This is a genomic window from Micromonospora noduli (assembly GCF_003264475.1).
Lineage (GTDB): Bacteria > Actinomycetota > Actinomycetes > Mycobacteriales > Micromonosporaceae > Micromonospora > Micromonospora noduli.
The window spans coordinates 90,848-114,173 of the sequence record NZ_PYAC01000007.1 but is presented as its reverse complement, the minus strand read 5'-3'; the positions used below and the strand labels follow the sequence as shown (position 1 = coordinate 114,173).

The 23,326-nt window shown below is 72.4% G+C and carries 19 protein-coding genes and 1 pseudogene; 12 read left to right on the top strand and 8 right to left on the bottom strand.

Annotated elements, in window-relative coordinates; genetic code table 11:
• The first annotated feature begins 25 nt into the window (after positions 1–25).
• A complete protein-coding gene (locus tag MED15_RS10265; protein ID WP_112584728.1) occupies positions 26–1,672 on the top strand; it encodes a serine/threonine-protein kinase in 1,647 nt (548 codons plus the stop codon).
• A gap of 113 nt (positions 1,673–1,785) precedes the next feature.
• On the opposite strand, the gene MED15_RS10260 is transcribed toward MED15_RS10265, so the two are convergent.
• On the bottom strand, positions 1,786–2,454 hold the full coding sequence (locus tag MED15_RS10260; RefSeq protein WP_112584729.1) for a potassium channel family protein: 669 nt from the start codon (positions 2,452–2,454) through the stop codon (positions 1,786–1,788).
• Between the two features lie 68 nt (positions 2,455–2,522).
• Complete coding sequence (locus MED15_RS10255) at positions 2,523–3,857, bottom strand: TrkH family potassium uptake protein (RefSeq protein ID WP_112584730.1); 1,335 nt, start codon at positions 3,855–3,857, stop codon at positions 2,523–2,525.
• Between the two features lie 139 nt (positions 3,858–3,996).
• Here MED15_RS10255 and MED15_RS10250 point away from each other — a divergent pair, with 139 nt between their 5' ends.
• The 8 genes from MED15_RS10250 to MED15_RS10215 all read left to right on the top strand — a co-directional run bounded on the left by MED15_RS10250 (position 3,997) and on the right by MED15_RS10215 (position 13,637).
• Positions 3,997–5,109, top strand: coding sequence for a glycerophosphodiester phosphodiesterase (locus MED15_RS10250; protein ID WP_112735443.1), 1,113 nt, complete (start codon positions 3,997–3,999; stop codon positions 5,107–5,109).
• A 447-nt stretch (positions 5,110–5,556) separates the two neighbouring features.
• Positions 5,557–6,756 carry a substrate-binding domain-containing protein gene (locus tag MED15_RS10245; protein WP_112584732.1) on the top strand — a complete coding sequence of 400 codons (1,200 nt, stop codon included), beginning with the start codon at positions 5,557–5,559 and terminating at the stop codon, positions 6,754–6,756.
• 2 nt (positions 6,757–6,758) lie between these two features.
• Positions 6,759–7,502: an ABC transporter ATP-binding protein gene (locus MED15_RS10240; RefSeq protein ID WP_112584733.1), complete on the top strand. Its 744-nt coding sequence runs from the start codon at positions 6,759–6,761 to the stop codon at positions 7,500–7,502.
• Complete coding sequence (locus tag MED15_RS10235) at positions 7,502–8,281, top strand: ABC transporter ATP-binding protein (RefSeq protein WP_181518617.1); 780 nt, start codon at positions 7,502–7,504, stop codon at positions 8,279–8,281. The genes MED15_RS10240 and MED15_RS10235 overlap by 1 nt, the downstream gene beginning before the upstream one ends.
• Complete coding sequence (locus MED15_RS10230) at positions 8,281–9,171, top strand: branched-chain amino acid ABC transporter permease (RefSeq protein WP_112735441.1); 891 nt, start codon at positions 8,281–8,283, stop codon at positions 9,169–9,171. The genes MED15_RS10235 and MED15_RS10230 overlap by 1 nt, the downstream gene beginning before the upstream one ends.
• Positions 9,168–10,277, top strand: a complete 1,110-nt coding sequence (locus tag MED15_RS10225) for a branched-chain amino acid ABC transporter permease (protein ID WP_112604044.1) — start codon at positions 9,168–9,170, stop codon at positions 10,275–10,277. The genes MED15_RS10230 and MED15_RS10225 overlap by 4 nt, the downstream gene beginning before the upstream one ends.
• Positions 10,278–10,376: 99 nt before the next feature.
• Positions 10,377–12,509: a DEAD/DEAH box helicase gene (locus MED15_RS10220; RefSeq protein ID WP_112735439.1), complete on the top strand. Its 2,133-nt coding sequence runs from the start codon at positions 10,377–10,379 to the stop codon at positions 12,507–12,509.
• Positions 12,510–12,710: 201 nt separating this feature from the next.
• The gene (locus MED15_RS10215; protein WP_112735437.1) at positions 12,711–13,637 is read left to right on the top strand and encodes a hypothetical protein; all 927 of its coding nucleotides are present in this window, start codon (positions 12,711–12,713) and stop codon (positions 13,635–13,637) included.
• A gap of 102 nt (positions 13,638–13,739) precedes the next feature.
• On the opposite strand, the gene MED15_RS10210 is transcribed toward MED15_RS10215, so the two are convergent.
• On the bottom strand, positions 13,740–14,156 hold the full coding sequence (locus tag MED15_RS10210; protein ID WP_091402568.1) for a helix-turn-helix domain-containing protein: 417 nt from the start codon (positions 14,154–14,156) through the stop codon (positions 13,740–13,742).
• A gap of 247 nt (positions 14,157–14,403) precedes the next feature.
• Here MED15_RS10210 and MED15_RS10205 point away from each other — a divergent pair, with 247 nt between their 5' ends.
• A complete protein-coding gene (locus tag MED15_RS10205; RefSeq protein WP_112584739.1) occupies positions 14,404–14,859 on the top strand; it encodes a hypothetical protein in 456 nt (151 codons plus the stop codon).
• On the opposite strand, the gene MED15_RS10200 is transcribed toward MED15_RS10205, so the two are convergent.
• Together MED15_RS10200 and MED15_RS10195 are read right to left on the bottom strand one after the other, a co-directional pair.
• Entirely contained in the window at positions 14,856–16,010 is a 1,155-nt protein-coding gene (locus MED15_RS10200; RefSeq protein ID WP_112735435.1) for a class I SAM-dependent methyltransferase, read from the bottom strand. The two genes, MED15_RS10205 and MED15_RS10200, sit on opposite strands and share 4 nt — an antisense overlap.
• An 88-nt stretch (positions 16,011–16,098) precedes the next feature.
• Complete coding sequence (locus tag MED15_RS10195) at positions 16,099–17,787, bottom strand: DEAD/DEAH box helicase (RefSeq protein ID WP_112584741.1); 1,689 nt, start codon at positions 17,785–17,787, stop codon at positions 16,099–16,101.
• A 344-nt stretch (positions 17,788–18,131) separates the two neighbouring features.
• Here MED15_RS10195 and MED15_RS10190 point away from each other — a divergent pair, with 344 nt between their 5' ends.
• A complete protein-coding gene (locus MED15_RS10190) occupies positions 18,132–18,767 on the top strand; it encodes a ferritin-like fold-containing protein (RefSeq protein ID WP_225855318.1) in 636 nt (211 codons plus the stop codon).
• 75 nt (positions 18,768–18,842) lie between these two features.
• Here the strand turns inward: MED15_RS10190 and MED15_RS10185 are convergent, their stop codons facing one another.
• The 3 genes from MED15_RS10185 to MED15_RS33210 form a co-directional block, all read right to left on the bottom strand.
• On the bottom strand, positions 18,843–19,070 hold the full coding sequence (locus MED15_RS10185) for a DUF3107 domain-containing protein (RefSeq protein ID WP_088950288.1): 228 nt from the start codon (positions 19,068–19,070) through the stop codon (positions 18,843–18,845).
• Positions 19,071–19,134: 64 nt separating this feature from the next.
• Complete coding sequence (locus MED15_RS10180; RefSeq protein WP_030489514.1) at positions 19,135–19,773, bottom strand: TetR/AcrR family transcriptional regulator; 639 nt, start codon at positions 19,771–19,773, stop codon at positions 19,135–19,137.
• 389 nt (positions 19,774–20,162) lie between these two features.
• Entirely contained in the window at positions 20,163–20,555 is a 393-nt protein-coding gene (locus tag MED15_RS33210) for a hypothetical protein (RefSeq protein WP_146766708.1), read from the bottom strand.
• 1,038 nt (positions 20,556–21,593) lie between these two features.
• Between MED15_RS33210 and MED15_RS34810 the strand changes: the two are divergent.
• Positions 21,594–23,306: pseudogene (locus tag MED15_RS34810) on the top strand (hypothetical protein); the annotation flags it as partial.
• Positions 23,307–23,326 lie beyond the last annotated feature (20 nt).

Here is a 23,326-nt window from a genome sequence, read left to right as displayed (position 1 = left end):
CCGTTCCTGGGCAACATCGCTCACCATGGGTGGTGGGGACCGAAACGGCGCGCAACTGCTGGATGAGCGGTACCGGCTGATCGAGCAGCTCGGCGCGGGCGGCATGTCGGTGGTGTGGCGTGGCTACGACGAGGTGCTCGGCCGCCAGGTCGCGGTGAAGGTGTTGGCGTCACGGCTGGCCAGCGACCGGGCCTTCCGCCACCGCATCCGGATCGAGGCGCAGGCCGCCGCGCGGCTCTGCCACCCCAACATCACCAACGTGTACGACTACGGCGAGTCCGAGCAGGTCGGTCTGACCGTGCCGTACGTGGTGATGGAGCTGGTCGACGGCGCTTCGCTGGCCAGCCGGTTGGGTCGGGAGACCCAGCTGCCGTGGCGGGAGGCGGTGACCATCGGCGCCGAGGTCAGCTCGGCGCTGGCCACCGCGCACGCTCGCGGGGTGGTGCACCGCGACGTCACCCCGGGCAACGTCATGCTCACCTCGACCGGGGTCAAGGTGGTCGACTTCGGCATCTCCGCGCTCGTCGGGGAGAGCGAGAAGGGTCCGGACGGCGCGCTGTTGGGCACTCCCGCGTACCTCGCCCCGGAGCGGCTGGACAACGGCCAGGTCTCCCCGGCCACCGACGTGTACGCCGTCGGGCTGCTGCTCTACCGGATGCTCACCGGCCGACTGCCGTGGCTGGCCAGCACGACCACCCAGATGCTGCGCGCCCACATGTACAACGACCCGGAGCCGATGCCCACCGTCCCGGGGCTGCCCGACGGGGTGGCCGACCTGGTCGGACGTTGCCTGGCCAAGCGGCCCGCCGACCGGCCGGCCACCGCCGAGCTGACCCGGACGCTCGCCGAGGCGGCCGGGATGCTCGCGGCGGTGCCGGTCTCCCCGGCCGCCGGGCCGCTGGACGCGGCCATGCTCGGCAGTGCGCGTACCACGATCCTGCCCTGGTCGGCGGCGACCGACGCGTTGCCGCTGTCGCGGACCCGCAACCGGGACCGTCGGACGCAGCAGCGGGTGACCCGGCGTCGGCGGGTGGAGGCCGGAGTGGCCGCCGTCGGGCTGATCGCGGTCACCGGGGCCATGTGGGGGTTCACCTCGCGCAGCCCGGCCAGCGGCGGGGACCGGCCGACGACCGAGGCTCGGATGGGTCTGCCGGCGGCGGCGCCCTGCGAGGTGGCGTACGCCTTGCGCACCGACTCCGGCACCGAGTTCGCCGCCGAGCTGACTTTGACCAACACCGGTGGTCGTGAGCTGCGGGACTGGGCGATGAGCTTCACCTTCCCTGGGCAGCAGAAGGTGACGAAGGCGGAGCCCGCGCCGGTGCACCAGCAGGGGAGCACGGTGCTGATCCGACCGGCGGCCCAGCGCACCACGCTGGCCCCCGGTGCGGCCGAGAAGGTGACCCTCACGGGTAAGTACAGCGGGGCGAACCCGTTGCCGGTGGAGTTCCGGCTCGGCGAGGCGACCTGCGGGGTTCGGGTGTCCGGTGTCGCCGGCAGTGCCCCGTCGACGGCCCCGCCGACCAAGGCCGCCACGACGAAGGCTCCGCCCAAGGCAGCGAAGGTGCCCAGCGGCTCCGGTTCGGGCGGCGGCGCGTCGAAGGCCAAGCCGCCGAAGCCTGCGAAGGCCCCGGCGAAGGCCGCCGGTGGTGGTAAGGGAAAAGCGGAAAGGTGACCAAGGGGCCGCGTGGTCACCGGAAATGAGCAGGCCACATCGTGTCGCCACACTTCGGGGCCGTCAGACCAGTTGGTCCGACGGCCCCGATCGGTCTCGCCCTGGGGAGCAGGTCAGCGCATCCCCGCGAATTGCTGCACCTGGTCGATCCCACCCTCGACGATGAGCACCCCGCCCTGGGGGAGTGCCGTGTCGTCGGAGGTGTACCGGAAGCGTTCGCCCGGCAGCTTGGCGCCGACCACGCGTACCCCGAAGCGCTCCTCCGGTTTCAGGTCGAGCAGGGTGCGCCCGACCAGTGACTCCGGCACCCGGACGGTGGCGATGGCGAAGTCGTCGTCGAACTCGATGAAGTCGAGCAACCGGCTGACGATCAGGTGCGCGACCCGGTCCCCGGTCTCCGCCTCCGGAAAGATCACGTGGTGCGCGCCCACCGACGCCAGGATCTTGGCGTGCTTCTGCGAGGTGGCCCGCGCCCAGATCTGGGGCACACCCAGCTCGACCAGCGCCAACACGGTGAGCACACTCGCCTCCACCGAGGCCCCGATGGCCACCACCGCCCGCCCGAAACTGGTGATCCCCAGCTGCCGCAGCGCCCCCTCCTCGGTCGCGTCGGCCTGAACCACCCGGTCGAGCTGCGCCGACCAGCGCTGCACCTTCGCCGGGCTGCGGTCGATGGCCAACACCTCGCGGTTCATCCGGCTCAGCGACCCGGCCAGGTGGCAACCGAATCGACCCAGCCCGATCACCACAATGCCGCCGCTGTCCGCGCGTCTAGCCGACACCTCGGACCTCCCTGCTTCCACGGGTGCGTCTCCGACGTGTGGGTCGGCCGACACTTCCGAAACACGCCCTAGCCGACAATGGGTTGCTCCTGGGGATAGCGGTAGAGCCGGCGTCGGGTGTTCAGGGCGATCGCCGACCCCAGGGTGAGCGTCCCGACCCGACCGATGAACATCAGCACGGTCAGCACCAGTTGGCCGCCGGCCGGCAGTTCGGCGGCCAGACCGATGGTCAGACCGGTGGTGCTGAACGCCGAGGTGATCTCGAACAGGGCCGCGACGAAGCGGACGCCCTCGGTGAGCAGCAGCAACAGCATGGTCCCGGCCGTCACCAACGCGACGCTGAGCAGCGCCACGGTGAGGGCCTGTCGCTGGCTGGCGGTCGCCACCCGCCGGTGCCCGATCGTCACGTCGGGTTCGCCCCGCAGCTCCGCCCAGATGGTGAACGCCAGCAGGAAGAACGTGGAGACCTTGATGCCACCGGCCGTGCTGGCGCTGCCGCCGCCGATGAACATCAGCACGATCAGCAGGGGATAGCTCTCCTCCTGGAGAGCGGCGATGTTCACGACGCTGTAGCCGCCGGTGCGGCTCAGCGCGATCTGGGTGAACGACGCGAGGACCTTCCCGGGTACGTCGTACTGGCCGATCGTGCTCGCGTTGGTCCACTCGGAGGCGAGCAGGCCAGCGAAGCCGACCAGCAGCAGCACCGCGCTGCCCCAGATGGTCAACTTCGTCGCCACCGCCCAGCGGGTGGGCTGCCGCCACTCGCGGACCGCCTCGAAGAGCGCGGGAAACCCGAGACCGCCGATGATCGCGCCGATCGCCAGGGGCAGCGACACCCACGGGTCACGGCTGAAGGCCAGCAGGCCCTCGGTGTAGAGCGCGAAGCCACCGTTGTTGAACGCCTGCACGGCGTGAAAGACGCCCGACCAGAGGGCCTGCCCGAAGGGGTAGTCGTAGGTCAGCCAGAGCCGACCGGCGACGAGCACTGTCATCACCGCCTCGCAGGCGAAGACGGTCAGCGCGATCCGGCGGAGCAACCGACCCACGTCGCCGATGCCGAACTCCCCCGTCTCGGCCTGCACCAGCAACCGGTTACGCAGCCCGAGCTGACTGGAGACCACCAGGATGACCAATGCCGCGACGGTGAGGATGCCGAGGCCGCCGAGCTGGGTGAGCAGGGTGATCACCACCAGTCCAGCGCCGGACCAGTAGTTCGGCGTGTCGGTGATGGCCATGCCGGTGACCGACACGGCCGAGGTGGCGGTGAAGAGCGCCGTGACCACGGGTGGGCGTACGTGTTCGGTGGTCGCCCAGCGCGTCATGAGCAACCCGGTACCGAGCAGGATCGGCACCAGGAACGCGAACGGCACCAGCCGCACGGGATTGCGGAAAAACCGGCGCACCAGACAATCTTCCTGTCCGCCCACAGTCCTGGAGTGGGAACGGGCATTCCGGAGATTCATCTGTCGGCCAGCCATCGACCAACTCCTGGCAAATCACGGGCGGTCTGCTTACCCGGACCATCGATGACAGGAGACGGCGTTGCGACGTACCCTTTCGACCCTCGGCGTGGCCAGCGCTCTGCTCGCCGCCGCCGTGGCCCTGCCGACCGTGGCCGTGGCCGAACCAACGGCCAACGCGGATCGCTCCCGGGCCAACGACCGACCAATCGTGATCGGTCACCGTGGCGCCAGCGGCTACCGGCCGGAGCACACGCTGGAGGCGTACCGGTTGGCGATCCGGATGGGTGCCGACTACATCGAGCCGGACCTGGTCTCCACCTCCGACGGCGTGCTGGTCGCCCGGCACGAGAACGAGATCTCCGGCACCACCGACGTGTCGACCCACCCGGAGTTCGCGGCCCGCAAGGCGACGAAGACCATCGACGGTGTCGCGGTGACCGGGTGGTTCACCGAGGACTTCACCCTCGCCGAGCTGAAGACGCTGCGGGCCAAGGAGCGGCTGCCGCAGGTACGCGTGGCGAACACCGCCTTCGACGGCCGCTTCGAGGTGCCCACCCTCCAGGAAGTCATCGACCTTGCCCGGACCGAGGGGCGGGCACGGGGCCGCACCATCGGCATCTACCCGGAGACCAAGCACCCGAGCTACTTCGCCTCGATCAAACTGCCGTTGGAGGAGCCCCTGCTGCGGGTGCTGCGGCAGAACAAGTTGGACCGGAAGAACTCGCCGGTCTTCATCCAGTCGTTCGAGACGGCCAATCTGCGCCGCCTGAGCCGCCTGACCGACGTGAAGCTGGTCCAACTGCTCGACGCGACCGGCCGCCCGTACGACTTCACCGTCGCCGGCGACGCCCGCACCTACCAGGATCTGGTCACGCCGGCCGGGCTGAAGTGGATCGCCGGATACGCCGACGGCATCGGCGCGAACAAGAACCTGATCGTCCCCCGGAACGCCGCCGGCGCCCTGCTCGCCCCGACCACAGTGGTACGCGACGCGCACCGGGAGCACCTGCTCGTGCACTCCTGGACGTTCCGCGCCGAGAACCAGTTCCTCCCGGCGGACCTCCGGATCGGCGCCGACGCGAACGCGCGCGGCGACATCACCGCCGAGTACGAACTCTTCCTTGGCCTGGGCCTCGACGGTGTCTTCAGCGACCACCCGGACACTGCCGTCGCCGCCCTCGCCGGCCGCTGACCCAAATCTCGGCCCGCAGCTGATCTGCTCGGAGCCGACCACCGGGCCGACCACGCCCGGCCCACACGCTGGCCCGTCGTCCGCCACCCGGACGGCGGGTCAGCGGCACGTTCGGGCGGCCCAGGCCGCAAGATCGCACTCGATCCAGGAAGTAGTGGTGTCGCGGCGGCCAGAGGCCACTACAACCAGGATCGAGCACGATCTTGACGGGGTAGCCCTGACCGAACCGGGCGAATGGTGCGGGGCGACACACGGCTCGGGCGGTCCGTGGGGGTTCGGGCCATCGAGGGCGTGGGCTCCCGGCTGGTAGTGCGGCCCGCTGTAACCTCCGGCCACCTCATTCCTGTTACTTGTGTGTTTCCGCCACATAGCTCGTGGGTGACGTCACTTCTAGCGTGAGCCGTCACGAAGAAGTTCTCTCCCTCTGAGTCCTCATGTGGAGTCGCAATGACGGTCCGGACGACGCGGCGGGCGTTCCTCTCCGCCGCCACGATGATGGCCGCGGCGCTGGCCGCCACGGCCTGTGGCAGCCCGCAGGACACCGCCACCGGCGGCGGCGACAGTGCCGCGCCGGTCAAGGTCGGCCTGGTGTACTCCCAGTCGGGAGCCCTGGCCAGCTATGGAAAGCAGTACATCGAGGGGTTCAAGGCGGGGTTGGACTTCGCCACCAACGGCACCGGCAAGGTCGGTGACCGGAAGATCGAGCTGACCGAGGTCGACGACGCGGGCGACCCGGCCAAGGCGGTCTCCGCGGCGAAGGACCTGATCGGCAAGGGCACGAAGATCATTGCTGGCTCCACCGCCTCCGGTGTGGCGCTCCAGGTGGCGCCGATCGCGGCGCAGAACAAGGTGCTGTTCATCTCCGGCCCGGCCGCCACGGACGCGGTGACCGGCGCGAACAAGTACACCTTCCGCTCCGGTCGGCAGTCCTACCAGGATGTGGTGACCGCCAAGTCGTTCATCGGGGACCCCACCGGCAAGAAGGTAGTGGTCTTCGCCCAGGACGGCGCGTTCGGTGACGCCAACGAGGCCGCCGTCAAGGCCGTCATCGGCAGTGCGGGCGCGACAGTGAGCAGCGTCCGGGCCCCGGCCAGCGCCACCGAGTTCACCCCGTTCGCCAGCCAGATCAAGGCCGCCAAGCCGGACCTGCTCTTCGTGGCGTGGGCGGGCACTACCGCCCCGGCCATGTGGCAGACCCTCGACCAGCAGGGCGTTCTCTCGTCCACCACTGTCGTCACCGGCCTGGACATCCGCGCCTCGTGGCCGACCTTCGGTGCCGCCGGCGCGAAGATCTCCTTCCTGTCGCACTACTTCGACGGTGCCAGCGACACCGAGGCCAGCAAGGCGCTGAAGGCCAAGGTCAACACCATCGACCTGTTCCACCCGGACGGCTTCGCCGCCGCGCAGATGGTGGTCCGGGCCGCGCAGGAGGGTGGGGACGACGTCGACAAGATGGTCACCGCCCTGGAGGGCTGGAGCTTCGACGGGGTCAAGGGCAAGATGACCATCCGGGCCGCCGACCACGCACTGCTCCAGCCGATGTTCCAGGCCAAGCTGACCGGCAGCGGCACCGCGTTCACCGCTACCGCGCAGAAGAGCCTCACCGGTGACGAGACCGCGCCGCCGGCCGTGGCCATGAAGGGCTGACCATGCTCGCCACCCGCGGTCTGACCTGGCGGATCGGTGAGGTCGCCATCGTCGACAGCGTCTACCTCGATCTGGCGCCCGGGGAGTTCCTGGGCGTCATCGGGCCCAACGGCGCCGGTAAGACCTCACTGTTCAACCTGATCACCGGTCTGCGCCGGGCCACCGAGGGCCGGATCGTTCTGGACGGGCAGGACATCGGCGCACTTCCGCCGCACCGGCGGGCCCGCCTCGGTCTGGGCCGTACCTTCCAGGCGTCCTCGGTCTTCGGCTCGCTCAGCGTGCGGGAGAACGTCCGGCTCGCCGTGCAGGCGCACCGCGGGGGCTCGATGGCGCTGTGGCGGCGGGCGGCGGCCGACCGGGAGGTCGCCGCCGCCGCCGACGCGGCGCTCGACCGGGTCGGCCTCGCCCACCGGGGTACGGCCCTCGCCGGCACCCTGGCCCACGGCGAGAAGCGCAAACTGGAGATCGCCCTGCTGCTCGCCGGTGAACCGCGGGTGATGCTGCTGGACGAGCCGATGGCCGGGGTCAGCGCCGAGGACGTACCGGAGCTGGTCGCCGTCATCAAGTCGTTGACCGGCGACAGCGGCCGGGCGGTGCTGATGGTCGAGCACCACATGGACGTCATCCTGGAACTGGCCGACCGCATCGCCGTCATGCACCACGGCGCGCTGCTGGCCTGCGACACCCCGGAGACGGTGATGGCCAACCCCACAGTGCAAGAGGCCTACCTGGGGGAGTCGCTCTGATGGAACCGATCCTCAGTGTGGAGGAGCTATCGGTCCGGATCTCCGGGCTGCACATCCTCCAGGGGGTGTCCTTCACTGTCGCCCCGACCGGCGTGACAGTCCTGCTCGGTCGCAACGGCGTCGGCAAGACCACCACGCTGCGCGCGATCGTCGGCCTCACCCCGCCCGCCGGGGAGGTCCGCGGCACCATCCGGATGGGCGCGCAGAGCCTGCTGGCCCGGCCGACGCACCGGCTGGTCCGCGGTGGGCTCGGCTACGTGCCCGAGGACCGCTGCGTGTTCGCCGGGCTCACCGTCGCGGAGAACCTGCGGCTCGCCGAGCGGCGGGGCACCACCCCGGCGTACGACAAGGTCTTCGCGCTCTTTCCGGAGCTGGACCGGCGCGGACGGCAACGGGCCGGTTCGCTCTCCGGCGGGCAGCAGCAGATGCTCGCCATCGGTCGGGTGCTGCTCAACGACAACCGGCTGCTGCTCGTCGACGAGCCGACCAAGGGGTTGGCGCCGAAGGTGGTGACCGAGGTGGCCGAGGTGTTGGAACGGGTCGCGGAGTCGGTGCCGGTGCTGCTGGTCGAGCAGAACCTGGCCGTCGTACGCCGACTGGCCCGCGACGCGGTCGTGCTGGCAGCCGGCAAGGTGGCCTGGACCGGCGACGCCCACGAGTTGCTGTTGGAGACCGCGTTGACGAAGTCGCTGCTCGGTGTCGGCTCCGCGGAGGTGGCCACGCCGAGCGCGAGGAGTGAGCTTGCGAGCCCCGCAGCCGCGAGGGAGGACCAGCTCTGATGGGCACCGTGATCCTGTTGGCGTTGACCGGGCTCGGTCTGGCCGCGCTGTACTTCCTGGTCGCCTCCGGCCTGTCCCTGGTCTTCGGCCTGGCCGACGTGCTCAACTTCGCGCACGGGCTGTTCCTCGGCGTCGGCGCGTACGGCACCTGGTGGGCGGCGGGCAACCTGCCGGGCGCCGGCCCGGACGGGTTCGGCTTCGTGTTGGCTGTCGCCTTCGGGATGGCCGCCGGCACGCTGGTCGCGATCCTGGTCGAGCTGGTGCTGATCCGCCCGCTGTACTCCCGCACCATCGAGCAGGTGCTGGTCACCGTCGGGCTGTCGCTGGCCGGGGTGGCGTTGCTCCAGGCCACCTGGGGTGCGGACGCCCGGCCGTTCCCGCGTCCGGACTGGACCCGGCAGGTGACCGGGATCTTCGGCGCCCAGGTGCCGAACGGTGGCCTGCTGCTGATCATCGCGGCGGTGCTGGTGCTCGGCGCGATCCTGGCGTTCCTGCGGTGGACCCGGTACGGCCTGGTGATCCGGGCCGGGGTGGAGAACCGGGAGATGGTGACCGCGCTGGGCATCGACGTCCGCAAGGCGTTCACGCTGGTCTTCGCGATCGGTGGGGCGGCCGCCGCGCTCGCCGGCGCGCTCGGCGGGGTCTACTTCGGCACCGTCTCGCCCGGGCAGGGCGGCTCGCTGCTGATCTTCGCGTTCATCGTGGTGGTGATCGGCGGAATGGGCTCGGTGGTCGGCTCCGCGTACGCGGCGGTCGTGGTCGGGCTGGTGCAGCAGTTCGTCAACTACTACGGCACGTCCGGGCTGGGCGACATCTGCGTGGTCGGGCTGCTGGCTGTGGTGCTGCTGCTGCGCCCACAGGGCATCGCCGGAAAGGTGGCAACGGCATGACGGTGATCGACGCGCCTCGCGCACAGGTGCCCGACGAACTGAGCCCGCAGCGGGGGCGGTGGCACCGGGTCCGCCCGTTCCTGCCGCTGGTCGCACTGGTCGTGCTGGCGATCCTGCCGTACTCGACGATCTCCCTGCCGGGGATCTTCGAGGGGCCGGTCAACTCACCCGGCACCCTGCAACTGCTCGCCATCTGCCTGATCTTCGGCGGGCTGGCGGCCGGGTACGACCTGCTCTTCGGCCGAACCGGAATGCTCTCCTTCGGGCACGCGCTGTACTTCGCCGCCGGTGTCTACGGCACCGACATCCTGGTCACCCGGGCCGGTCTGCCGCTGTGGCAGGCGGCGCTGCTGACCGTCACCGGCGGCACCATCCTCGCCGCGCTGCTCGGCGCGGTGGCGCTGCGGACGGTGGGCATCGCGTTCGCCATGGTCACGCTGGCCTTCGCCCAGGTGGGCGCGATCCTGGTGGCCCGGGACTTCGGCGGGCTCACCGGTGGCGAGGAGGGCCTGCCGCTGGACGTGTCGGGGCTGCCCGCCGGGCTGGTGGGGGTGACCAACACGGTCAACCTCTACTGGTTGGCGCTGGCGTACCTGACCCTGGTGGTCTTCGTGGTGCACCGGGTGAGCGGGTCACCGACCGGTCGGGTGCTCGCCGGGCTGCGCGACGACGAGCGGCGGATCGGTGTGCTCGGGTTGGACCCGTACCGCTACAAGCTGGTGGCGTTCACCCTGGCCGGCGGCTTGGCGTCGGCGGGCGGGGTGGTCTACGTCCTGATCGTCGGCGGCGCCTCACCGCACATCACGTCCTCCGAGCTGACCCTGTCGCTGCTGGTCATGGTGGTGCTCGGCGGGCCGGGCACCCGGTGGGGTCCGGTGCTCGGTGGTGTCCTCTACATGTACCTGGATCACCGGCTCACCGCCTTCGGCACGAGTGACGCGGTGGACAACCTGCCGGCCGTCCTCAGCCGTCCGCTGAGCCAGCCGCTGTTCGTCCTGGGCACGGTCTTCATCCTGGCCGTCTACTTCTTCCCCGGAGGCCTGACCAGCCTGGCCCCCCGCCTGACCCACCTGACCCGAGCCCTCCGCCCCCCACGACGCCGCTGACCGCGTTGATCAAGAGGTTTGCGTCGGAATCCGGCCGAATGATGACGCAAACCTCTTGATCAACAGGGGGATGACGGACGGCGCTGGTAGAAATGCCGGGTGGAGACAGCAGAGCGGGCAGCGGTACGGGAACGGGCCGAGGCGGTGCTGCGCCGGCTGGCCGGTGACCACGCCCGGCTGCGCGAGGATCAGTGGCGCGCCATCGAGGCGCTGGTCGTCGACCGGCGGCGGGTGCTCTGCGTCCAGCGCACCGGTTGGGGCAAGTCGGCTGTCTACTTCGTGGCCACCGCACTGCTCCGGGACCGCGAGCAGGGCCACCAGGCCGGGCCGACCGTCATCGTCTCGCCGCTGCTGGCGTTGATGCGCAACCAGGTCGAGGCCGCCGCGCGGGCCGGCATCCGGGCCCGCACGATCAACTCGGCGAACCTCGACGAGTGGGACGAGATCACCGCCGAGATCCAGACCGGCGCGGTGGACGTGCTGCTGATCAGCCCGGAACGCCTCAACAACCCGGATTTCCGCGACGGCGTCCTGCCGAAGTTGGCCGCCACCACCGGCCTGCTGGTGGTCGACGAGGCGCACTGCGTCTCCGACTGGGGGCACGACTTCCGACCGGACTACCGGCGGCTGCGGACGTTCCTCGCCGAGCTGCCCGAGCGCACCCCTGTGCTGGCGACCACCGCCACCGCCAACGCCCGGGTCACCCAGGATGTCGCCGAGCAGCTGGGCGATGCCCTCATCCTGCGCGGCACCCTGGACCGCGAGTCGCTGCGCCTCGGGGTGCTCGACCTGCCCAGCCCGGCGCACCGGCTGGCCTGGCTCGCCGACCACCTGGACCAGCTGCCCGGCTCGGGCATCGTCTACACGCTGACCGTGGCGGCAGCGGGGGAGACGGCCGAGTTCCTGCGCTCCCGGGGCTACCCGGTCGCCTCGTACAGCGGGCAGTCCGACGACGCCGACCGGCGGGCCGCCGAACAGGACCTGCTCGACAACAAGATCAAGGCGTTGGTCGCCACCAGCGCCCTCGGCATGGGCTTCGACAAGCCCGACCTGGGCTTCGTCGTCCACCTCGGCGCGCCACCCTCGCCGATCGCGTACTACCAGCAGGTCGGCCGCGCGGGCCGCGCCGTCGAGCACGCCGAGGTGCTGCTGCTGCCCGGCGTCGAGGACGCCGCGATCTGGCGTTACTTCGCCTCGCTCGCGTTCCCACCGGAGCAGCAGGTCCGGGCCGTGCTGGCCGCCCTGCACACCGACCGCCCGCTCTCCACCCAGGCGCTCGAACCCCTCGTCGACCTGCGCCGGGCCCGGTTGGAGCTGATGCTCAAGGTGCTCGACGTGGACGGCGCGGTCCGCCGGGTGCGCGGTGGTTGGCTCGCCACCGGCGAGCCGTGGGTCTACGACGAGGCCCGGTTGCGCCGCGTCGCCGAGGCGCGCACCGTCGAGCAACAGGCCATGCGGGAGTACGCGACGACGTCCGACTGCCGGATGCGGTATCTACGGGAACGCCTGGACGACACCGAGGCGGCTGACTGCGGCCGATGCGACAGGTGCGCCGACCCACTCTTCGCCGCAGACGTGTCGACGGCCGCGCTCGCCGCCGCGCAGACCTTCCTGGGTCGACCCGGCGTGGAGATCGCGCCGAAGAAGCTCTGGCCGACCGGGCTCGACGCGGTGGGCGTACCCCTCAAGGGCCGGATCGCCCCCGCGGACCAGGCGCTGCCGGGTCGGGCCGTCGGGCGCCTCTCCGACCTGGGCTGGGGTGGCCGGCTGCGTGCTCTCGTCGGCCCGGAAGCGCCGGACGCGCCAGTGCCCGACGACGTCGCCGGCGCGGTCGTGGAGGTGCTGAAGGCGTGGGCGCACGGCGACGCCCCGTGGCCTCGTCGGCCGGTGGCGGTGGTCGCTGTCGGTTCCCGGCGGCGGCCCCGGCTGCTCGGCTCGCTGGCGGAGCGGATCGCCACAGTGGGCCGGCTGCCGCTGCTCGGCGAGGTCACCGCGGCCGGCCCCGACGGCCCGGCCGGGCCGCGCGGCAACAGCGCCCAACGGGTACGCGCGCTGCACGACGTCTTCACAGTGCCGACCGACCTGGCCGACGCCCTGGCCGGGCTGGACGGCCCGGTGCTGCTCGTCGACGACCTGATCGACTCGGGCTGGACGATGACGCTGGTGGCCCGGGCCCTACGCCGTGCCGGCGCGACCGACGTGCTCCCGCTCGCCCTCGCCGTGGCCGGCTGACCCGCTGCCGTCCGGTTGGGTGGGAAAGTTCCCGGGCGGTGTGGAATGCGACCGTCGCCACGCTGTCCGGGCGTCGGCCTGACGCGGCCGGACGCGGCGGTACCGTGGGCGGCATGACCGACCAGCAGCCCGTCCGCCGCGCGTGCGCCGGCACGGACCCGACCGCCGACGGCGAGGCCGGTCAGGCGCTGGGCGTCGGTCGTGACTGACCAGGGCCCCGCCGAGCCGGACCGGAGCACTATCAGGCTGGCGCTGGTGGTCGGCGGGCTGGTGCTGGCGGTTCTGCTCGGCTTCGGGCTCGGCCGGCTGAACGACAACGGTGCCGTCACCGGCAGCCCGTCGTTGGCCGCCGAGCACACCGACCCACCGGGCGTCGCGCCGCACAACCACGGCAGTGCCACCACCACCGATCAGGGCGCGGCCACCGAGCCGGGCGGTCTGGCGGTCAGCTCGGCCGGGTTCACAGTGGTGCCCCTGGCCACCGAGTTCGCGGCGGGTCGCCCCGGTCAGCTCCGCTTCCAGGTGCGCGACGCGCAGCGCCGGCCGGTGACCCGGTTCGCCATCGTGCACGACAAGCCGATGCACCTCATCGTCGTCCGGCGGGACCTGACCGGTTACCAGCATCTGCACCCGACCATGGCGGCGGACGGCACCTGGTCGGTGCCGTTGACCCTCGCACAGCCCGGCCTCTGGCGCGCGTACGCCGATTTCACAGTGGTCGCCGACAACGGCGCCCAGACCGCGGTCACCCTCGGCACGGACCTGGTGGCACCCGGCGACTATCGGCCCCGTCCACTGCCGGGGCCGACCACCTCGACGACCGTGGACGGCTTCACCGTCGGCTACCAGGGCGCGCCGCAGGCCGGGGCGACAGTGCCGCTGACCTTCCGGGTCGACGGTGCTGGCGGCGCAGCCCCGCTGGAGCGCTACCTCGGGGCGTACGGGCACCTGGTGGCGTTGCGCGAGGGCGACCTCGGCTACCTGCACGTGCACCCGGAAACCGAGTTGGTGGACGGTCAGATCAGGTTCTGGTTGACCACCCCCGGCCCGGGCCGCTACCGCCTCTACCTCGACTTCCAGGTGAACGCCGAAGTCCGAACCGCCGAATTCACCCTGACCGTCCCCTAGGCCCCGGCCCTCCGCCACCTTCCGTTGATCATGAAGTTATTGCCACTCGCCGCGGCGTGTCTTGGCAATAACTTCATGATCAGCGGAAGCGGGAGCGGGGGTTTAGCCGGCTCGGCGGATGGGGCGGCGGGCCAGGTAGCGGAGCAGGTCGCGGATGTGGTGCTTCTCCTCGGCGGGGACCGTGGGGTCGGCCAGCCGGTCCAGGATGGCCCGGACGTCGGCCTCGACCGGGCCGTCGTCGTGGCGGCGGCGGGGCGCGGGGCCGGCGTCGGGCAGCCCGAGCGCGCGGAACGCGGCGGCGACCGGCAGATCCAGCGCGGCGCAGAAGCCGCGCACCTTGGCCAACTCGGGATAGTCCTGCCAGTCACCGGCCAGCCAGCGGAAGACGGTGGAGCGACCCACGCCCGTGTGCGAGGCAAGATCAGTCACGGTCCAGCCACGTTCGTCGCGAGCGTCATCGATGGCGCGCCGGACGAAGCGGGCGAAGGCCATCTGCGGTGATACGTCGGCGGATCCCATCCCTGTGTGTCTTCCCCTCCCACCGGAGCACCGGGACGATGCGCCTTCCGAGGGTAGTACGCCAGGAGCCGGAAACAATTGACTGACCGCACAAACTGTCCCGTGGACGAGACTTTCTCCGGAAGCGTGTGTGCAGAACGAAAATTGCATCGAGCGATCTTCATCGTTCTTCTATTAGGCTCGGTGCCCGTCCCGACATCGCGTCTGTCGCCTGCCGCCTCCGACCGGACCACCGCCGAGGAGCACCATGGCCGAATCGAGCCGCCCCCAGCCGTACCAGCCCGGTGCGGTGAGCCTCTTCTTCGTCGCCAAGGCCGGCGTCTTCGCCGCCGCGTTCTGGATCTGGTTGCTGGTCCTGGTGCTCCGCACCGACTCCGCGACCGGTCTCCAGGTGCTGGCCGCCACCGGCACCATCACCACCACGCTCGTCGCGGTCCTGCTCGGCGCCCGGATGGCGTTGCAACAGAACGCCGCCATCCGGCACGCCGAGGTGAAGAGGCTACTGGTCGACATCTCCTGGAACGCCTTCGCGGCGGCCGGCAACGCCGAGACCGGGGGCAAGGTCGTACCATTCCCGACCGCACCGGGCGACGGTGAGTGGGCCACCCAGCGACCCGCCGCGGACCGGGTGTCGGTCCTCGACCGTGGTGCCAGCGAGCGCAACGGTGGCCGGGACCGCCGACGCCAGCCACCCAGGAGCTAGGACGCCTCTCCGGTGGCCAGCAGGGTCTCCAGCCGGGGAGTGACCTGCCACTGGTCCACCAGCTCGCGGTACTCCGCGAGCTGCGGCTCGGTTGCCTCGGCACCGGTGCGACGGGCGCGGATCAGCAGGTTACGCGGGGTGTGCTGCGAGTCCACGAACTCCACCACCTCGGTCCGGTATCCGTGCGCCCGCAGCAGCCCGGCGCGCAGCGCGTCGGTGAGCACGTCGGCGAAGCGTTCGCGCAGGATGCCCTGCCGGGTCAGCAGCTCGTACGGGGCCGGGGCGGGGTGGGCGCGGAGCTGCTTCGCCAGATCGTGGTGGCAGCACGGCGCGGCCAGCACCCAGCGGGCCTCCCAGCGCACCGCGCGGGCCAGCGCCTCGTCGGTGGCGGTGTCGCAGGCGTGCAGCGCCAGCACCAGGTCGGGGGCGGGGTCGACGACGGCGTCGGCGATCGTCCCGGCCACGAAGCTGATCTGCTCGGCCCAGCCCAGCCGTTGCGCCAGCTCGGTGTTGCGCCGCCGCTGGTCCTCCCGGACGTCCACGCCGACCAGCTGGACGTCGAGCCCCCGACTCGTCAGGTAGCGGTACGCGGCGAACGTCAGGTAGGCGTTGCCGCAGCCGAGGTCGACCACCCGCAGCGGACCGGTCAGGTCGTCGGGCAGGGTCGCGGCCAGGGCCCGCAGGAACGCGTCCACCTGGCGGCGCTTGGCCGCCGAGCCGCCGATCTCCGCGAAGATCGGGTCGCCGGGGTCGAGCAGGTATTCCTTCGCCCGGTCGTTTCCGGTGGGCGTCGCCGCCGGGCGGGACGCCGCGGCCCGGTGCACCTGCGCCTCGCCGGACTTGGTCACCCGCAGTTGGAGAGTCGCGTCAGCCGTCTCGACGTGCCAGTTGCCGAACGGCTCGGCGAGCAGTTCGTCGATCGCCGCAGCGGCCTCCGGACCGGAGGCGAGGTTGCGGGTGTAGGGGCGCGCACCGTCGGACGTGGTGATCTGCATCCGGGGCCCGGCCTTGAGCCGCACCGGCCGCAGCTCGGCCCGGTCAACGGTGGGGCGGCGACCGCGTCGACGTCCGGCGGCGACCGCCCGGGTCAGCGCGGGGTCGAGCAGCAGCGCCCGAACCTCGGTCAGGGCGGCGTCCAGTGGTTGCGGCATCGTTCCATCTTCGGCAGGTGGGGTGGGAGAAGGGAACATCCCCCGCGCCGCGCGAGGCGGTGCGGGGGATGTCAGGTGTGGCTGGTGGTCAGTCCGCGGTCGCCTCGGCCGGCGTGTCCGCACCGGAACCGCCACCACGGCGGCGGCGTCGGCGGCGCGGCTTGGACGCCTCGCCGTCGGACGCGGTGGCCGGCTCGGAGGGGCCGGCGTCGGCGGAGATCACCGCGGTCGCCTCGGCCGCGACCACCTCGCCGGCCCGGCGACGACGCCGGCGGCGGGGGGTACGGGTGCCTTCGTCGGCGGCGTCGGCCGCGGGTGCCTCGGCGACGGCCGGCGTGTCGGCGTCGGAGCGGTCGCGGCGGCCATCGCCCCGACCACGGCGCTCGCCGCGACCCTCACCACGGCTCTCGCCGCGTCGGGGGCCCCGACCACCGCTGTCGCCCCGGCGGGAGCGGGTCGTCCCACCCAGATCCTCTTCGATCTCGGCGGACAGCCCGGCCCGGGTGCGCTCGGCCGTGGGCAGCGTGCCGCTGACCTCGGTGGAGATGTGCAGGTCGGTGTAGAGGTGCGGCGACGTGTGGTACGTCTCCGGCGGCTCCGGCATCTCCAGACCGAGGGTCTTGTCGATGATCCGCCAGCGCGGCATGTCGTCCCAGTCGACGAAGGTCACCGCGACACCGGTCGCGCCGGCCCGGCCGGTACGACCGATCCGGTGGGTGTAGGTGTCCTGGTCTTCCGGGCAGTCGTAGTTGATGACGTGGGTGACGCCGGTGACGTCCAGCCCACGGGCCGCCACGTCGGTGGCGACCAGGATGTCGATCTTGCCGGCCCGGAAGGCCCGCAGGGCCCGCTCGCGGGCGCCCTGGCCGAGGTCACCGTGCACCGCGGCGACCGCGAACCCGCGGAAGTCGAGGTCCTCGGCGACCCGGTCGGCGGCCCGCTTGGTACGCGTGAAGATCATGGTCAGCCCACGCCCCTCCGCCTGGAGGATGCGCGCCACCACCTCGACCTTGTTCATCGAGTGGGTGCGGTAGACCAACTGCTGCGTCTGCGGCGACGGGCCGGTCTCGGCGGTGTGCCCGGCGTGGATCGTCATCGGCTGGCGCAGGAAGCGCCGCGACAGGGTGACGATCGGGTCCGGCATGGTGGCCGAGAAGAGCATCGTCTGCCGGTCTTCCGGAAGCATCGCCAGGATCTTCTCGACGTCGTCGAGGAAGCCCAGGTCGAGCATCCGGTCGGCCTCGTCGAGGACGAGTGCGTGCACCCGGTCGAGCCGGAGGTGCTTCTGCTTCTGCAGGTCCATCAGTCGGCCAGGCGTGCCGACCAGGATCTCGACGCCCTTGCGCAGCGCGTCGATCTGCGGCTCGTAGGCCACGCCGCCGTAGATCGGCAGCACCCGGACGCCACGCGTCCGGCCGGCGGCGGCCAGGTCCTTGGCGACCTGGATGCCCAGCTCACGGGTGGGGACGACAACCAGCGCCTGGGGAACACCGTCGCTGCCCTCGCCCGGGGCGAAGACCCGGTCGAGCAGCGGTACGCCGAAGCCGAGGGTCTTGCCGGTGCCGGTGGGCGCCTGACCGATCAGGTCGACGCCGCGCAGCGCGATCGGGATCGCGTACTCCTGGATGGCGAAGGCGCGGGTGATGCCGGCCGAGGCCAGGGCCTCGACGGTCTCGGCGCGGGCGCCGAGTGCGGCGAACGTGGGGGCCTCCGGTCGAACCGGGGCGGTGGGGGCCAGTTCCTGGCCGTCCAGCAAATCTTGAGTCAGGTCGCTCATGTGGATGTGGGGGTGCCCTCTCGTGGGTGCGCCCGTCATGTCCTCAGGGCGCGTTCGGTATGACGCGGGCCACACGGTCGGCGGCAGATTGCCGAGCCGGACCGGGCCGCACGCGCGCCGCGGGCTGAGCTTCGATCAGATCGGCGCCCACGGCAACTGCTCCATGTTACCTGAACAGGCATGTCCCCGTCGCGATTCCCGGTCGGCCACTCGCCACGCGGGGCAAGTAAATGTGACCTACACCACACTAATTACGCGCCGCCCATCCCGTCGACCTTGATCGTGAAGGTGCGCTGGGGTGCGCGGGACGCGCGCCAGGGCCGGTGCGCGATAGCCTGCCGCTCGTGTCCGGTTCCGCGTACGCCGACCTGCTGGGTCTGGTCGCCTTCGGTGAGCTGCTCGCCTTCGAGCGGATGGCGGGCGATGCCCGGCTCGCTCCTGACCTGCGCCGCCGGGCCGCACTGAACGAGATGGCCGCGGCCGAGATCGCCAACTACCGGCGCCTCGCCGACCGGCTCACCGCGCTGGGCGTACCGCCGGAGGTTGCGATGGCGCCCTATGTCGAGCCGTTGCAGGCGTACCACGATTCGACCGAGCCACGGGACTGGGCGGAAGTGGTCACCAAGGCGTACGTGGGCGACGCGATCACCGACGACTTCGTTCGCGAGATCGCCGATGCGCTGGAGGAACCGGACCGGGCGCTGGTGCTGGACGTCCTGCACGACTCCCGGTACGCGGATTTCGCCGCGGCGGAGATCAGGGTGGCCGTCGCCGACGACCCCCGGGTGGCTGGTCGACTCTCGATGTGGGCCCGCCGGCTGGTCGGCGAGGCGTTGTCCCAGGCCGGCCGCGTCGCCGCCGAGCGGGCCACCCTCACCGCGCTGATCGCGCGCGACGGCCGGGTCGACGTGCCGGGGCTGTTCGGCAGGCTCACCACCGCGCACACGGCGCGGATGGCCGCCGCCGGGCTGAACAACTGACCACCCGGGCGGGTCGGCCGGTGCCGGCCTGCGGCAGGTGGGCCGAGTGCCGACCTGCCGCGATGGCCGGACCGGTCAGCGGACGGTGAACCCGACCGCCCGGGACGACGCCTCGGCGATCTCGACGTAGGCGACCTTCTCGACCGGAACGATGACCCGCCGGCCCTTCTCGTCGGTCAGGGAGAGCGTGCCGCCGTTGCCGGCGAAGGCGTCGGTCACGATCTGCTCGATCTCGGCCGGCGACTGCGCGCTGTCCACTACCAGCTCGCGTGGCGCGTACTGCACGCCGATCTTGACCTCCACTGTGCCTCCTCAACTGGGGCGAAAGAACCGCCCTGCGAAGGCTATCCGATCACGGGGCCGGCGGTCAGGCTGACTCACCTTGCAGCGGGAAGCTCGCGATGCCCCGCCAGGACAGCGCGGCCACCAACGCCTCGGCCTCGGCCTTCGGCACCTGCCGGCCGCCGGCCAGCCAGAACTGCGCGGCCGTCTCCGCTGCGCCGACCAGCCCGGAGGCGAGCAGCTCGGCGTGCGCCCGGCTCACCCCGGTGTCGGAGATGATGGTGTCGGTGATCGCCGCGATGCAGCCCTGCTCGACCCGCTCCACCCGCTGCCGCACGGCCGGGTCGTTGCGCAGATCCGACTCGAAGACGAGCCGGAACGCCTCGCTCTCGTGGTCGACGAAGTCGAAGTACGCCCGTACCGACGCGCTGACCCGCTCCTTGTTGTCGCTGGTACCGCGCATCGCGTCCTGCACCTGAGCGACGATGGCGTCACAGTGCGTGTCGAGCAGCGCCAGGTAGAGATCCATCTTTCCGGGAAAGTGTTGGTAGAGCACCGGCTTCGAGACCCCCGCCCGCTCGGCGATGTCGTCCATCGCGGCGGCGTGGTAGCCCTGCGCGACGAACACCTCCTGCGCCGCAGCGAGAAGCTGCTTACGACGCGCGGAGCGGGGCAGGCGGGTGGGCCGGCCAGCGGTCTGTGCACCGTTCCCCGCAGCGGTCATGGGATCCTCCGAGTTCTCCGTACGAGCCGGCATTTTCCCCCCAGACCGGGCGAGGCCCGTGACCTCGGTCGTGGAAATGGCCCGCCGCTGTAACTTATCGCCACTCTCGGCACACGGTAGCCTCAGCGGGGGCGACCAAGGAGCGCGCGGTGAGTGAAACAGGGCAACCCGGAGCCGCCACCCCGGGAGAGCACGGTGACGGAGCGGGTCAGCACGACGACCCGAGCCGTTCCGTCAGTGGGTGGGCGCCTCCGGCGGGTGGGTGGCCCCGAGCCGCCGACCGCGAGGACGCCCGGGATGAGGCGCCGCGCTGGCAGCCCGACCCCGCGTCGGGCTGGCGGACCTCCTCGACACGGCACGGCGATCTGCCATCGCCGCTGGTCGGACGGTCAGGCGACCCCGAGTCGCCGGCCCGCACCAACGGCCACCACGTCAACGGCGCGCACCACCCGGACGACGTCAACGGCGTCCACCACACCGGTCTCGAACCGCCCGCTGGACGCGCCACGCCGGTGAGCGCCCCGCCCGGGCTGCCCGCCGAGGGTCGCCCCGGGGTGGCCAGCGACCGGCTCGTGGTGCCCGCCCAACGTCCCGCACCGCCGACGGAGCAGGGTGCCGTCGAGCCCGACCCGGGCCCCGCCCCACACTCCACCGTCGATCCGGCTGCCACGCACCGTGCCCGCTGGGCCGAGCCCGGGTTGCCCACCTCGGCCCCACCGGCCGTCCAGGTGCCGCCCGTCGGCACCGCGGCGTCGGGTTTCGAGGTGCCGCCCGGTTTCCACGCGCCGACCGGCGAGCGGCTGGCCGCCGACGAGAGTCCGACCGCGCCACGCGACTGGCGGGACCCGCTCGCACCCGAGGCCGCGGCGGCCTCGGGGCGCACCCCGGGCCCGGCCGCGTCCGCCGACGAGGGCGAGCCCGGTCGCGCTGGCGAAGGCTCCCGGCCGGCAGAGACGCATCGCGCCGGGGACGCGCACCGTCCCGGCGAGACTCACCGGGCCGGGGAGTCGTCGGCCATCGAGCCCGACTGGTCGGGGCCGAGCTGGAACCGCCCGAGCTGGGGTGGCGGGTGGGCCCCGCCCTGGTCCCGCCAGGACGACGAGCCGGCTGGCCCGACAGCACGGGACGAGCCGGCGCCGGACTGGGTCGGCGAACCCCACCAGCCGTACGAGCCGGTGCGCGCCGAGGTGCCCCGCCCGTACGAGCCGGTGAGCGTCGATCCGCCGCGGGCGTACGAACCCGGCCGGGGCGAGTCCGAGTCCACCCCGGAACGCCCCGCCGAACCGACCAGCGCACCACCGGCTGACCGGCCGTCGTGGGCGGGTGGTGCGACGCCGACCAGTGGTCCACCGGCTGACCGGCCGTCGTGGGCGGGTGGTGCGACGCCGACCAGTGGTCCGCCGGCCGATCGTCCGTCCTGGGCGGGTGGTGCGACGCCGACCAGTGGTCCGCCCGCTGACCGGCCGTCCTGGGCGGGGTCCGGGGCGACCGGCGGACCCCGGCCCGACCGTCCTTCCTGGGCTGGCGGGGCCGATCCCGACCCCACCAGCGCGTCGCCCGCGCGGCCCTCCTGGGCCGGGGGGGCCGATCCGACGCCGACCAGCGTGCCGCCGGTGCGGCCGTCCTGGGCCGGCGGGTCCGAGGCGGCGACCAGCGTGCCGCCGGTACGACCGTCCTGGGCTGGCGGGTCCGAACCGCCCGCGAGCAGCGCGGCGTCGACGCGACCGTCCTGGGCCGCCGGTGCCGATCCGGCACCGGCCAGCTCCCCGCCGACGCGACCCTCCTGGGCCTCCAGCCCCGCATCGGCCGACCCGCCCGCACCGGCTGAGGCGATACCTCCGGCACCCGCCGTCCCGCCTCCGGCTCCGGCCGGGCCACCTCCCACGCTGACCGACACACCACCAGCTCCGGCAGGCCCGTCGCTGGTCGCCGAGCGCGCCTCCTGGACCGGCGGTTCGCCGACGGCGAGTAGTTCCCGGGCCGAGCGGCCGGACTGGTCCGAGGGCCGGCTCCCGGCCACCCCGGTGGAGCGCCCGTCGTGGCCGGCCAGCCGGTCGGCCAGCGCCGGTGGGGGCGACGGAGGCGAGACGTCCGGCCGGTCGCGGCCCGACGTCCGACCGACCGCACCGTTCCGGCTCCGGCCGGCGACACCCGAGCCCGCTCCGTCACCCGTCGAACCGCCCCCACCGGCCGCGCCGGTCAACGGCTTGCCATCGACTGACGCCACCCCGTCCTCCACCGCGGCGGTCCCGCCCACCGCCACCAAGGGTTCCGGCCGCCGCGATCAGCCCGTACCGGCGTCCGCCTCCGCCTACGCGGCGCGCCGATCCGCACCCGACCCGACGTCGCCGGCCGACGATGGCCGGCCGTCGGCTGCGAGCGCGGCGGTGCTGCCGCAGCGCGTCCCCGCGGAACCGGACGTGCCCGTCGTGCCGGAGCCGCCAGCCGTGGAGCCACCCGCCGAAACTCCAGAACTCGCCCGCATCGCCACTCACCTGCGCCGGGACGACGAGCCGGCCCCCCTGCGCGAGCGCCCCGAGGGGTTCGATGTCAACGCCATCCTGGACGCCGTCCGGGAGGTGGCCGGTGTCCGCGACGCGGCCCTGCGCCGTACGCCGGCGGGAGCGCACAGTCTGCGACTGGACCTGGCCGACGGCGCCGATCCGGCCGAGGTGAGCCGGCAGGTGGCCCGGCTGCTCCAGGAGCGGATGGGGTTGGCCGCGGCCCCGCAGAACGTGCCCGGTCTGCCCAGCACGCCACCTCCACCGGTTCGCCGTCGCGCGGCGGAGCCCGCCGAGCGGCGTACCCCGGAGACTCGAAACGCGGCTTCGCGCGATGGCGGCGAGGTTCGGTCGGCCGAGTCGCCGACGGTCGTCCGTCCGTCCGGTGGTCGGGTCGAGTCCTCGCCGTCCGGCCCGGAGCAGCGGACCGGCACGGATCCGACGCGCCGCCGCCGGTCGAACGCTCCGCACCGGGGGCGCGCCACGGTGGAGGAACCCGGGTCGGTCTCGTCCGCGCCGACCGGCGGCGCGACCGGTAGCCCGGCGACGCTGGGCACGTCGTACTCCGGTGGTCAGGTGACCACGACGGAGTCGGCGCCGTCCCGGCCGCTGGAGACCGGCGGTACGCCGGGGCCCCGAGTGGTGATCGACCACGTGCAGGTCAGCACCTTCGGCCTGGACGCGAACGTGGAGGTCCGGCTGCTGGCCGGGGGCGAGAGCGCCTCCGGGTACGCCACCGGGCCGGCGGTTGACGGCTACGTGTTGCGGCTCTGCGCGGTGGCGGCGGCGGCCGCGGTGGACGAGTTGCTGCGCGGTGCCGAGAACGCCGAGCGGGGGCGCTGTTTCGTCGAACACGCGGCGGTGGTGCCGTTCGGCAATTGCGAGGTGGCCACCGTGGTGGCGCTGCTGGTCTGTGAGGGCTGGGTCGAGCAGCTCGCCGGGTCGGCCCTGGTCGCGGGTGATCCGCGTCAGGCGGTGGTCCGGGCGACGCTGGCGGCGGTCAACCGTCGGCTGGAGGCGCTGCTGTCCTGAGTGGTTCGAGGCAGACTGGA